Consider the following 12,801-nt stretch of genomic DNA (forward strand, 5'->3'; position numbering starts at 1 on the left):
GACCGATTCCCGTGAACCCTAAATTGGATGCTCAAACCGACGACCGTACCCGCAATCATGTTATCGATCCGAGCACGCAGGTAGCCCACGATTCGCATGACGAGCTGCACCAGGGCGCCGTGGTCATGCCGATTTACCAAAACAGCTTGTTCACCTTCGCCACGTACGAGGAATTTGACCGTGCGTCTACAGATGTAAGCGATTCGTTCGTGTACACGCGGGGGAATAATCCGACGGTACGTCAACTGGAAATGAGGCTGGCTGCGCTTCAAGGAGGCGAGAAAGCGCGCTGCTTCGCTTCGGGCATGGCCGCCATCTCCACCGCGATCCTGGCGAATGTCCGCGCGGGCGACCATATTATTTGCATCGATCAGGTTTATGGACCGACGCGGGAGCTGTTGACGAGTTTTCTTACGCGGTACGGCGTCGAGACGACTTTTGTGGACGGCGCTTCGCTCGAAGCTATTCAGGCTGCCGTGCGGGCGAATACGAAGCTGGTGTATCTGGAAAGTCCCACGACCATGACGTTCCAGCTTCAAGATTTAAGCGCATGCGCCCGTTTGGCGAAAAGCATCGGGGCCGTGACCATGATCGACAATACGTGGGCGACGCCGTGTTTGCAAAATCCGTTCGAGCACGGGATCGATTTCGTGCTTCATTCCATGAGCAAATATATCGGGGGGCACAGCGATATCATCGGCGGGGTGCTGATCGGGTCCGCCGAGAACATCAATCGGATTAACGCAAGCGAATACTTGCTGCTGGGCGGGATTATGACTCCGCATTCGGCCTCGCTTGCGATGAGGGGGCTGCGAACGCTGCCTTTGCGGCTCGAGAAGCAGGAGCAGAGCGGGCTGACCGTCGCCCGCCATCTGGAAAGCCTTCCGTTTGTGAGGAAGGTAAACCATCCGGGGCTTGCTTCCCACCCGCAGCATGAACTGGCCCGGCGGCAAATGAGCGGCTCGAGCAGCCTGTTTTCCTTCGAGACCGACCTCCCTGCCGAAGAAATGAAAGCGTGGGCGGACCGGCTCGAATATTTCCGGATCGGCGTCAGCTGGGGAGGCCATGAGAGTCTGGTCACCGTCGGCCGGCTCGGACCCGGCTACGAGTCCGTTCCGGGCTCGCTCGTCCGGCTGTATGTCGGCTTGGAAAAGCCTCAAGTTTTAATTGAGGATATTGAGCAGGCCAGTGCAAAGCTGCCGGTGGAAAAGACCGATAAGTAATCAACCTTCTTGCAGACCAGCCTCCCGGCCGGGGGCCGAGCGGACGGCCAGCCGATATTCGCTGGGGGATAACGTCGTAGACCGCTTAAACAAATTCGAGAAATAAAACCGTTCCAGTCCGATCTGGCTTGCGATTTTTTCGATGGATTGGTTCGAATGGGTAAGCAGCCATTTGGCCCTTTCGATCCGGACCTTGTTAATATATTCGATCGGCGTGACTTGGAACAAGTTTTTGAAGTACCGGCAGAAATAGTTCGGACTGTAATGAAACGCTTCGGCCAGCGCTTTTGGTGTCAACGGCTCGGCCAGATGCTCCTCGATATACTGCAAAATTTGATTCGACCGGCTGATCGCCGGGGAAGAGGACAGACGGATCGCCTGCGGTAGGAGCCGGTCCATATAGTACGTTACAATTTCATATAAAATCGCATTTGCTTTGAGCGGGGACGTGAGGTCTCCGCTTTTTTGATTTGCTTTCGTAAGCTTCTCGAACAAGTGCTGCATATAGGACATGTCATCCACTTCAATATAGTAAGGAAAGTCGATCAAATGGGAGAGATGAAAGCTGCCGACGTTCGCGGAAAAATGGCACCAGTACTTGTGAAAGGTGTTGTCGCTGATGATCGAGTACGCCAGAGGGGTGTCCGACGGCAAAAAATACAGCTGGCCGGGAACGGGATAATATTCCTGGCCTTTGACTTGAAGCCAGCCTTCCCCGCCCAGGATCAAATAAAAACGGTTGAAGCTGTCCGTCCTTAGCGGTCTCCGCCAATTTTGCGTGACTCTTTCGCAGTAGCTGGCAACCATAAGCTCCAATTGCAGCGTTTTGAAATAATTTTGAATGATCTCGTTCCGGTTTCCGCTCATCTTGGCATCCTCCTTTATCAGCCAAGTATAGCATGGAATGGGAAGTTAGGATATTCCATGAAAAAGTTTCAGATACACATACTGCAGGGAGCCGATTTTCGGTACGATGGGGGTAGCCTGGCAATAAGCGTAGGCAAAGGAAAGGAGGGTGTTCGCGCAAGCATGAAGCCGTCGGAATCGTCCGGCAAAATTTACATTTGCAAACACACATGGGAAAGGAGTCGATCAAGTGAAAAACGAACAAAAGAACGGGTATCCGAAGCAAATGTGGCGCAGAACGGTATCTCTGCTGCTCGCCTCTCTGTTATTTGCGTTTCAATGGGCAGGCAGCGCGGGAGCGGAAGAGGCTGCTGACAGCCGGGCAGCGGCGGCCAAAGAGACCGCGGCGGAATGGATCTTCACGGATAAAGGAACCGATGGCGTGTTCCCAGCAACGGGCGGAGTGTACAAGACATCGTCGACGTTTCGGGACGTAGGCACGAACACGGATCAATACACCTACGAACCGGGGGAGCGCAGTATCCGCAATCAAGGGTGGAACGACGGCACGGGCAAAAAATATTGGCTTGCCACGTTATCCACCAAGGGCTTCGAGAACTTGACGCTGTCCTCCCAGCAGACGTCATCCAGCACGGGTCCGCGCGATTTCAAGGTACAATTCAGTACGGACCAAACAAATTGGACCGACCTTCCCGGGGGCAATCTGGTGCTGGAGCAGACCAACTTCAACTGCAAAAACAACAGCTGCAAGCTGGTTGACGCTCCGCTTCCGAGTCAAGCCAACGACAACGACCTGCTATACATCCGTTGGGTCGTAAATTCGACGAAGAGCGTGAGCGGAGGAACCGTATCCAGCTCCGGCTCCAGCCGGATCAAGGATGTGATCGTCAAGGGCGACCGGAAAACCGGCGGCCCGACTCCGACCTTAAGTGTGCAGCAAGCTCCTGCCAACGGAGCGAGCGACGTTGCGCCAAATGCGGCCGTCTCCGTCAAATTCAACAAAGCGATCGCTTTGAACAGCGGCCCGGGCGTAAGCATCGTCGACCAGAACAACACTTCCTTGAGCAATCTGTCCGTAGGCGTCGTCAACAGCGATACGCTGGCGATTAATCACCCGAATTTTATCGACGGCAAAACGTATACGGTCACCGTTCCGAAGGAGCTTGTCCGGGGGGCGGCAGACAACGTGCCTCTGACAAGTCCGATCGTCTGGAGCTTTACAACGAGAGGGGCTTCGGCAGCGGGCGCGCCGACCTTGTTGAATATGACCTTTAACGGGGATACGAAGACCAGCATCTCGTTTGACTGGTATACCGGGACGGACGTCACGGGGACCGTCGTTCAGGTCGTCGAGGCCTCCAAAGCTACGGGCGGAAGCTTCCCCGAGCAGGAGGCAATGACCTTCACCGGAACGACAGAAATCATAAAGACGCTGATGAAAAGCAGCGACCGAAGCTCGAATAAAACGACCTCATTCGCCAATCACAAGGTGACGGCGAATGACCTGAAGCCGGGCACGAAATACAAGTACCGCGCAGGCAGCGGAAGGGCGGACAGTTGGAGTCCGGTCGGCTCGTTCACGACCGACCATGCAAACAATCACGATTTTCACTTTATTTATACGACGGATACGCAGGGCTCAAGCAAAGGAAATTTTGAGCTGTGGCAGGATACGTTCCGCCGAGCGATTGATCATATCGGCGACCCGAAATTTATGCTGCTGACGGGCGATCTGATCGATGACGGGGATCTGGAGGAGCAATGGCAATGGTTCTTGGGGATCCCGCAGAAAGAATTTGCGAACGTGCCATTCGCCCCGATCGTCGGCAACCATGAGATCGAAGATCATCCGAACAACAACTTCTATTATCATTTCAACCTGCCCAAAAGCGTCGGCACAAGCACCGAAGACGGCACGGTATATTCCTTCGAATACGGCGATGCGCTTTTCATGCAGATCAATACGCAGTACGAAGGCCAAGTCGATCCGTACAAGGCTGATGCCGGCTTTAAAGCGCAGGTGGATTGGATGCGCAACCAAGTGGCGAAGACGGACAAGAAGTGGAAAATCGTCACGATGCATAAGGGAGCGTATTCCTCCGGGGACAACGCAGATGCGGAATCGGAGCGCGTGGAGTTTTACCGCAAATATTTGATTCCGGTCTTCGACGAATTAGGCATTGATATGGTGCTGGAAGGCCACGATCACCTGTACATGAGATCGCATCAGATGCTGGGCAACAAGGCGATCAAAGACGTTGTTGTAGACGGGCAAGGCAATGTGGTGAACCCGAAGGGCTCGGTGTATTTGATGGGCAATTCGGCAGCCGCCAAGTTTTACAAGATCAATCCGAACATCAAGGACTTCTTCTCCGTGAAAAACGCCCAGCCGAACAAAAAAATGTTCGTAGACGTGCAAGTGACGGACGGTATCCTGAAATTCACCTCGTATACCGCTGCCAAAAACGAGCCGCTGGCCGTTTACGACCAATACAGCATCAAGCGGACGGACGGCAAGCCGTCCAAAGTGGAGAATGCCAAGGCCGAGCTGAAGAACCGCAGCGCCGTCATCTCCTGGAACGCTCCCGCGTCCACGTCAGAACCGGTTAGAGGCTACCGGATTTACGAAAAGAACGACAAAGCCGGCACGAACTGGAGCGTATACGTTCCGGCGGTGAACGGGCAGAGCACATACCAATACACCGTCAATAACGCGGACCCGTCCAAAACGTACGACTTCGTCATCAAGGCGGTCGGCGCTAGATCGAATTCCGACCCGATGGAGGCAAGTACGTCTACGAATCCGTGATCAGCAAATCGCAGCCTGTGCCTGCGGCTTCTTCGATAATAGAGGGAGCCCGGGCACGGGTCTTTTTATGTGCCGAAAAAATATTCCGCCAAGTACCTTGCAGAACAAAGTAGTGTGTGGTAGCATAGTAGCGGAAGGGGAGATCGTATGGATATGACGGAGTGGACTTCCCAGGTTCGCCGCGGAATTTTGGAATATTGCATCCTGCTGCTGGTCAGCAAGCAACCGCGATACGGCTACGAGCTGGTGACGCTGTTAGACCGATGGGAGCCGCTTGCCGTGACGGAAGGGACGCTGTACCCTCTTCTACGCAGGCTGCTTAAAGAGAACTATATTGATTCCTTCTGGAAGGAATCGGAAGCCGGCCCGCCGCGCAAATATTACAGCCTGACTGCCGACGGACGCCTCCTGCTGGAGGCGATGTCCCGCGAATGGAACAAGCTGGACGCGGCAGTGTATCAAATTCAATTGTATCGGGGAGAGGAAGCGTTATGAGTCCGAAGACGAGAGCGTACTTGGAGAAACTGTATCAACTATTGGAGAAAATGCCGGAAGACGAGCGGCTGGACGCGATCCGGGAAATCGAGAGCCATATTGCGGAAGGCGTGGCGGGCGGCCAGTCGGAGGAGGCCATTCTGGCCCGGCTCGGCGACCCGCGAGTGCTGGCGAAAGCGTACCGGAGCGAATATATAATGGAAAAGGGCCCGGCAAAAAGGTCATTCGCGAATGTCCTGACGATGGTCGGCTTTTATTGCACGACCGGGCTGCTGAGCGTCATGGTCATCCCTGTGCTTGCCACCATCGCCTATGGGTTTGGGTTTTGCTCGGTTCTCATCTTCATCGCCGGGTTCATCCGTACATTCGGCGTCACCTGGATTCATATGAATCTCGGACCCGGGATCGAAGTTCCGACCGAGTGGAGCATGCTGTACTCCACGATCGTCGGCGGCATCGTTGGGGGGATTGCTTACGTAAGCTGGAGAGGCCTGCGCAACTATATGAACTTCCTTTCCGCGAGCTACAAAAAAGTGCTGCCTGGCAGCAGAACGGCGTAGCGTTATACGATGAAAGGTCCATAGTTAAGCGGGGAATACCGCAGTGCAATGACCGCATTCCGTGTCGGAATATGCGGTTTTTTTGCTTGGAGAAAAGGGATACGGCGGGGCTGTCGCGAATGGATAATAGGCTTTAAGGGGTATTAGACAAAGTTAGTACTATGTTCCGGCCGATTTTTCTTTACAATAAAAATATGGCTTGAATCATACACGCACACACGGAAAGCAGAGGATACGTATGCAAACTCGTCATGTAAAAATTATCGGAACCGGTAAATATATGCCGAAGCGCCGGGTCACCGATTCGGAGATGGATCGGGCCTTGGGCGTGCCGGAAGGCTGGGTAAGGAAAAAAACAAACGTCATTCACCGCCATTTCGCAGAGGACGAAACGGCTTCTTTTATGGGAGCGAAGGCGGCTTATGCGGCCTTGGAAGCGGCTGGATTAACGTTCGACGATGTCGATTGTCTGGTATGCACGAGCGGGACGATGGAGCAGCCGATTCCTTGCACCGCCGCATTAATTCAAGAAGCAATGGGGCAGCAGCATTCCGGCGTTCCCGCCTTCGACATTAACTCGACGTGCCTGAGCTTTGTCGCCGGTCTCGATGTGATGTCCTATATGGTAGATGCCGGGCGATACCGCCGCGTCCTGCTGGTGTCGACCGAGATCGCCTCGAAAGGCTTAAACTGGAAGCAAAAGGAAAGCGCAGCTCTCTTCGGCGACGGTGCGGCGGCAGCCGTCATTGCGAAGTCCGGGCCGGAAGAGCGCTCGCGCATCCTCTCCGCTTGCATGGAAACGTACAGCGCCGGGGCGCATCTCTCGGAAATTCGGGGAGGCGGCAGCGGCCGCCCTGCCGGGGCTTTTGCTCCGGAGACGGCGGAGCATTACTTGTTCGACATGCAGGGAGAACCCTTGTTTCGGATGGCTTCCAAGAAGTTGCCGGATTTTATGAATCGCCTTCTTGCCGGGGCTGAGTGCTCCATCGCGAACATCAAGCTGGTCATTCCGCATCAAGGCAGCGCGATGGCGATGCGGCTGCTCAGCCGAAAGCTGCGTATTTCCGAAGAGCAGCTGCTGTACATTACACCCGATCACGGTAATACGATATCCGCTTCGATTCCGATGGGTCTGCACGAAGCGATCCGTCAAGGGAGGATCGAGCGGGGCGATCGCGTGCTGCTAATCGGCACTTCAGCCGGACTGACGCTGGGAGGCGTTGTGCTTGATTACTAGACGGTTAGGAGCTTCGGCCAAGTATCCCAAGGTGCTGATTACCGGCGGCCGCGCTCCGGCAGCTCTGGAGCTTGCCCGGCTGCTCGCTGCCGCCGGCTGTGAGGTGCACGCGGCCGAAAGCGTGCGACACCACCTATGCCGCGTATCGAAGGCGGTCGCCCGCAGCCATGCGGTGCCGGGTCCGGCACGCGAACCCGAGCGCTTCGTTGCGGCGCTCGAAGAGATCGTGCGGCGCGAAGGCATCGCCTGGTTGATTCCGACCTGCGAGGAGATTTTTTACGTGTCGGCCGGGCTGGAGCGGCTTAGTCGGATATGCCGCGTGGCTGCTCCGCCGCTGGAGCAGCTTCGGAGGCTGCACAGCAAATGGGAGTTCATCCGCCGGGCCCGAGAGCTCGGCTTGTCCGTTCCGCATACGGAGCGGGTGAGCACTCCGCAGGAGTGGGCCCGATTCAAGGCGCGAATCGTCTCTAGCCCGGAGGAAGTGTTCCGGGACGGCTATGTCGTGAAGCCGGAATTTTCGCGCTTCGCTTCCAAGGTTCGCATTGTGAAGCCATGCGGCCGGGAAGTAGCGACGGAGAGGACTCGGACTACCGGGGAACGCCTAACCGAAGTCCGGCTGGAAGCCGAAAGCTATCCTTGGGTCGTTCAGCAGTTCATCCCCGGTCGAACGCTGTGCACCTACAGTATCGCGTATGAAGGCAGACTCGCGATTCACGCCGCCTATGCCGCCAGTTACGCGGTCCGCGGCGGGGCCAGCGTATATTTCGAGCCGCTGTACCATCCCGGCCTTCTCGAATGGGTACAGCGGTTTGTCCAGATGGAACGGTTCACCGGGCAAATCGCGTTTGATTTCATCGAGACGGAGCGGGGAGAGCTGTACGCTATCGAATGCAATCCGCGGACGACAAGCGGCATCCACCTGTTCCGGCCGGAGGACGGGCTGGTCTCGGCTTTGCTACAGCCGGAAGCGCTGGGCGAATCGGTGATCGAGCCGCAGCCGCATGCGCGAGGGATGCTGGGGCTGCCGATGCTGGCCTGCGGGCTGACGGGAAGTCGCTCGTGGCGGGCCTTCGCGGCATGGCTATCCAAGTATGCGATAGCCCGGGATGTTGTGTTCCGCTGGAGCGACCCGCGGCCTTTTACGGAGCAGCTTTTTCTGCTCTTGGAGCTGCGAAGAGCCGCAGCCGCCCGCAAGCAGACGCTTATGGAAGCTTCGACCGGCGATATCGAATGGAACGGAGGGACGTCATGAGCAGGAATGCCTTAGTGACGGGAGGAACAGGCTTTCTGGGCAGACGGCTAGCTCTCCGTCTTCGGGACGAAGGCTGGAACGTTACCGCGTTAGGCAGACAACCGGCGATCGGGGAGAAGCTTCGGAGGCAGGGTATCCGTTTCGTGCAGGCGGACCTGCGGGACCGGGAGCGGATGGACGTTGTTTGCGCCGGTCAACAGGCTGTATTTCACTGCGGGGCATTATCGGCATCGTGGGGGCCGTACAACGACTTTTACGATAGCAACGTTCTCGGGACGGAACATGTTATCGCCGGCTGCTTGCGGCATCAGGTCGGCCGGCTTATTCACGTGTCGACGCCCAGCGTGTATTTCGGCAGCACCCACCGGCTGGGCGTCCGGGAATCGGACCCGCTTCCGCGCCGCCAAGCCAGCCCGTACGCCGCGACGAAGCGGCTGGCCGAGGATGCCGTAACGCGGGCCGGGGCGGCAGGGCTGGAGACCGTTATCGTGCGGCCGCGCGCCTTGTTCGGTCCGGGCGACGCTTCGATTTTGCCGCGGCTGATCGAAGCGAATGCGGTACAGGGTATCCCGCTGATCGGTGGAGGGAAGGCGCTCATCGACTTGACGTATGTCGATAATGCCGTCGATGCGCTGCTGCTGTGCCAAGCGGCGCCAGCCGCTGCCGTGGCGGGACGCATCTACAATATTACGAACGGGGAACCGATGCCTTTTGGCGAGGCGGTAAGCAAGCTACTCGGGAAACTGGGCATTCCGGTCCGGTTCAAGCGGCTGCCTTATGCCGCCGCCTACGGCGTGGCTACGCTGATGGAGCTGTCCGCCCGGCTGCTTCCGGGCCGGGGCGAGCCGATGCTCACCCGGGCGGTCGCGGGCATGATCGGGAGAAGCCAGACGCTGGATATTAGCGCAGCCCGAAGGGAGCTGGGCTATTCGCCCAAAATTTGCGTGGACGAAGGAATGGAAGCTTTTGCTCAGTGGTGGAGGAGTAAGCATGACTTATAGACAACAGAGAGAAGACAGAGGGCTGCCGATCCCCAAGGTCAAGCTGCGCTTGTTTGCGGCAGGCTATTGCACGCACCCGGAATGGGTCACGCTTCGGGGCGGCTCGCTGCGTTCGTGCCGCATTCCGGCGATATTCGCCTGCATCGAGCATCCGGTGTTCGGCGCGATTGTCGTCGACACCGGATATTCGGAGCGGTTCATCCGGGAAACGAACCGGCTGCCGGAGCGGCTGTACCGTATGATTACGCCTGTGGTATTCCGCGAGGAGGAAAGCGCGGTGCGGCAGCTTGCAGCCTGCGGGGTCATTCCAGAGCAGGTGCAGACGGTGATCGTGACGCATTTTCATGCCGATCATGTGGCCGGTCTGCGCGATTTCCCGAACGCCACATTTTTGTACGTGCCGGAGGCGTACGACGCGGTGAAGTCCTTGCGCGGATTGGCGGCACTCCGCAGGGCGTACCTGCCGGGGCTGCTGCCGGAATCGTTCGAACGCCGCTCGCAGCCGATTCTCCAGGACCGGAAGGTCGAGCTGCCGGCGGATTTCCCGTTCTCCAGCGGCCTCGATGTGCTGGGTGACGGCAGTCTGGTTGCGGTCGACCTTCCCGGGCATGCGGACGGGCAGATCGGGCTGCTTTTGTCAACGGAGCGCTACGATTATTTGCTCTGTGCCGATGCGGCTTGGTCGAGCCGGGCGATCCGCGAGAACCGCCCGCCGCACCCGCTTGCCGGACTGGTCATGCCGAACCGGCGGCAGTACCGGGATAGCTTCGAACGGCTCGTTCGGCTGCACGAGCGGTATCCGGCTTTGCGTATCGTTCCCTCACACTGCCCGGAAATTTGGGAAAAGTGGATTCGAGGAGGGGAACCGCTCTGATGTTCATCGATTCGCTGCGCATTTTATCCCGTTATTGGCTTACCCGCCACGGACGCCGGTGGACGGACCGGGCTTCGCTCGAGCGGTGGCAGGAAGCGCGCATCCGGAACCATTTGGACCGGGTACGGCGGCAATCCCCCTTTTACCGCGAATGGTGGGGGAATCGTCCGCTGTCGGAATGGCGGGAGTTTCCGATGATCGACAAACAAATCATGATGGAGCAGTTTGACCGTCTGAATACGGCGGGAATCCTGAAAGAGGAAGCCTTTGCTCTGGCGCTCCGCGCGGAACAAACGCGGGATTTCACTCCGATGATCGGCGGGACGACCATCGGCTTATCGTCCGGAACGTCGGGTCACCGGGGACTGTTTCTCGTCAGCCGGGAGGAGCGGCTGGCCTGGGCGGGCGCCGTGCTGGCCAAGGTGCTGCCGGGATCGCTGCTCGGCAAGCACCGCATTGCCTTTTTTCTTCGCGCCAACAGCAACTTATATGCCGCGGTAGGCAGCCGGCGGCTGCAGTTCCGGTTCTACGATTTGCTCGATCCTTTGGAGCACCATCTGGACAGGCTCCGGGAACAGCAGCCGACCTTGCTCGTCGCGCCCCCTTCCTTGCTTCGCCTGCTTGCGGAGCAGCAAAGAGAGGGGCGGTTATCGATTGCGCCCGGGCGCATCGTGTCGGTGGCCGAGGTGCTGGACCCGCTCGACCGCCGGTATATCGAGGAAGCATTCGGGCAAACGCTGCATCAGGTTTACCAGTGCACCGAAGGTTTTCTTGCCGCTACATGCGCTCACGGTACGCTGCATATGAATGAAGATATCGCAGTCATTCAAAAAGAAGTTGTGGACCTTCGGTTGCGGAAGTTCATTCCGGTTATTACCGATTTTTCCAGAATGGCGCAGCCGATGATCCGGTACCGGCTGAACGACGTGCTGACCGAACGTGCGGAGCCTTGTCCTTGCGGATCGCCGTTTATGGCGATTGAAACGATCGAAGGGCGCTGCGACGACTTGTTCTATTTTCCGGCTCGCGATGGCGAAGGATGGGTGCGCGTATTCCCCGATTTCGTCAGCCGGGCGCTGCTTGCCGCCTCCGGTGATATCGAAGCGTATCGCGTCGTGCTCCACGCGCCGAACCGGCTGGAGGTTTCCCTGCAAGTCGCGGACGGCAAACGGGCGGAGACTGAAGCGGCCGTGGCGAATGCCTTGACTGGCTTGTGCGATCGGATCGGCTGCTGCACGCCCGGGTTCGAATTTACGGCGTATGCCTTCCAGCCGGGAGACCGGAAGCTTCGGCGGGTGGAGAGGAGGTTCGACCTTGACCTCGATGCTGCGCTTATTCGATAGGAAATCGATCGGGCAGCTCGAATGGCCTGATACGGCTGACGGCGGCTATGCCAAGCGTTACTTGCTTCCGCTGCTTCAACAGCCGGTCGAGACATTCGTGCCGAACCTGTCCACGGCTTTGCACGTGCTTCAACTGAACGACAACGTATTGCCGGTGACCGTCAACGAGACGGAATACGACAATTCGTACGTCTGTTCCCCGTACACCCACTACGTCAGCTATGCGAAGCAGGAGTTGTATCTGCTGAACTCTCGCCCGGCGGAGATTGCGCTTCGTGGACTGCTTACCACTATGGGCTGGCTGCTGAAAGGGAGCGGGTTCAACCGTACGGTGCACGTTAACAACTGGCTGCTGTCGACCAATTTGTATCCTGATCTGTCCGACGAGGAAATGGAAGACGCGGTGCGCTTCCTGCTCCGTTCGTTTCCGAAGCATACGCTGATTTTCCGGTCCCTCAACCGGACGACGAACGGCGCGATGATGGATGCGCTGGAGAAGCTGGGCTTCCGCATGGTTCCGAGCCGGCAGGTTTATCTGCTCAAGCCGTCGGACGATGCCTGGATGAATGCGAAAGCCCGCTGGCTGCTGAAGCGGGACTACGGACTGCTGGACAAACACGGGTATGAAGCTGTCGGTCCGAAGGATTTGACGGAGGCGGATATGCCCCGGCTGGCGGACTTGTACCGGGCGCTTTATTTGGACAAATATTCGTACCACAATCCGCAGTTCGGAGCGAGCTTTTTCAAGCTGGCTTGGAAGGAAGGGCTGCTGGAGCTGCATGCGCTTCGTCATAAGCCGACGGGACGTCTGGATGCGGTGCTCGGCTTCTTTTGCCGCAACGGGGTCATGACCACGCCGATCTTCGGTTACGATACGTCGCTTCCGCAGGAGCTCGGCTTGTACCGCATGCTGTCGTCGGTGCTGATCGGCATTGCCCGGACGAACGGCCATCTGCTCCACGAAAGCTCGGGGGCCGCGCAGTTTAAGCGCAACCGAGGGGCGGTCGCGGATATCGAATACAGCGCCGTTTACGACCGGCATTTGCCCTTCCGCCGGCGTTCGGGCTGGATGCTGCTGCATAAGACGCTGAACGGCATTGGCATTCCGCTTATGAAAAAATATAAATTTTAGATGGGAGC

11 protein-coding genes are annotated in these 12,801 nt (G+C 57.6%); 10 read left to right on the forward strand and 1 reads right to left on the reverse strand.

Annotated elements, in window-relative coordinates; all coding sequences use genetic code 11:
• Positions 1 to 11: 11 nt before the first annotated feature.
• Entirely contained in the window at positions 12 to 1,223 is a 1,212-nt protein-coding gene (locus PEL01S_RS08395) for a trans-sulfuration enzyme family protein (protein ID WP_127459998.1), read from the forward strand.
• Here PEL01S_RS08395 and PEL01S_RS08400 read toward each other — a convergent pair whose 3' ends face one another.
• Entirely contained in the window at positions 1,224 to 2,090 is an 867-nt protein-coding gene (locus tag PEL01S_RS08400; protein ID WP_127459999.1) for an AraC family transcriptional regulator, read from the reverse strand.
• A gap of 229 nt (positions 2,091 to 2,319) precedes the next feature.
• On the opposite strand from PEL01S_RS08400, the gene PEL01S_RS08405 reads away from it, so the two are divergent.
• From PEL01S_RS08405 to PEL01S_RS08445, 9 genes are all read left to right on the forward strand, one after another.
• Positions 2,320 to 4,899 (forward strand): metallophosphoesterase, encoded by a 2,580-nt coding sequence (locus PEL01S_RS08405; RefSeq protein ID WP_127460000.1) that lies wholly within the window; start codon positions 2,320 to 2,322, stop codon positions 4,897 to 4,899.
• A gap of 153 nt (positions 4,900 to 5,052) precedes the next feature.
• A complete protein-coding gene (locus tag PEL01S_RS08410; RefSeq protein ID WP_371860687.1) occupies positions 5,053 to 5,394 on the forward strand; it encodes a PadR family transcriptional regulator in 342 nt (113 codons plus the stop codon).
• Entirely contained in the window at positions 5,391 to 5,954 is a 564-nt protein-coding gene (locus PEL01S_RS08415) for a DUF1700 domain-containing protein (protein WP_063915730.1), read from the forward strand. Before PEL01S_RS08410 ends, PEL01S_RS08415 begins: the two co-directional genes overlap by 4 nt.
• A 238-nt stretch (positions 5,955 to 6,192) precedes the next feature.
• Positions 6,193 to 7,191: a beta-ketoacyl-ACP synthase III gene (locus PEL01S_RS08420; protein WP_127460001.1), complete on the forward strand. Its 999-nt coding sequence runs from the start codon at positions 6,193 to 6,195 to the stop codon at positions 7,189 to 7,191.
• Entirely contained in the window at positions 7,181 to 8,443 is a 1,263-nt protein-coding gene (locus PEL01S_RS08425) for an ATP-grasp domain-containing protein (protein WP_127460002.1), read from the forward strand. Before PEL01S_RS08420 ends, PEL01S_RS08425 begins: the two co-directional genes overlap by 11 nt.
• Positions 8,440 to 9,444: an NAD-dependent epimerase/dehydratase family protein gene (locus tag PEL01S_RS08430; RefSeq protein ID WP_127460003.1), complete on the forward strand. Its 1,005-nt coding sequence runs from the start codon at positions 8,440 to 8,442 to the stop codon at positions 9,442 to 9,444. The genes PEL01S_RS08425 and PEL01S_RS08430 overlap by 4 nt, the downstream gene beginning before the upstream one ends.
• Positions 9,434 to 10,318: an MBL fold metallo-hydrolase gene (locus PEL01S_RS08435; RefSeq protein WP_127460004.1), complete on the forward strand. Its 885-nt coding sequence runs from the start codon at positions 9,434 to 9,436 to the stop codon at positions 10,316 to 10,318. The genes PEL01S_RS08430 and PEL01S_RS08435 overlap by 11 nt, the downstream gene beginning before the upstream one ends.
• A complete protein-coding gene (locus PEL01S_RS08440) occupies positions 10,318 to 11,661 on the forward strand; it encodes a F390 synthetase-related protein (RefSeq protein WP_174806918.1) in 1,344 nt (447 codons plus the stop codon). Before PEL01S_RS08435 ends, PEL01S_RS08440 begins: the two co-directional genes overlap by 1 nt.
• Positions 11,642 to 12,793 (forward strand): GNAT family N-acetyltransferase, encoded by a 1,152-nt coding sequence (locus PEL01S_RS08445; RefSeq protein ID WP_307722000.1) that lies wholly within the window; start codon positions 11,642 to 11,644, stop codon positions 12,791 to 12,793. The genes PEL01S_RS08440 and PEL01S_RS08445 overlap by 20 nt, the downstream gene beginning before the upstream one ends.
• Positions 12,794 to 12,801 lie beyond the last annotated feature (8 nt).

The organism is Paenibacillus elgii NBRC 100335 (genome assembly GCF_004000865.1).
GTDB classification, from domain to species: Bacteria; Bacillota; Bacilli; order Paenibacillales; family NBRC-103111; genus Paenibacillus_G; species Paenibacillus_G elgii.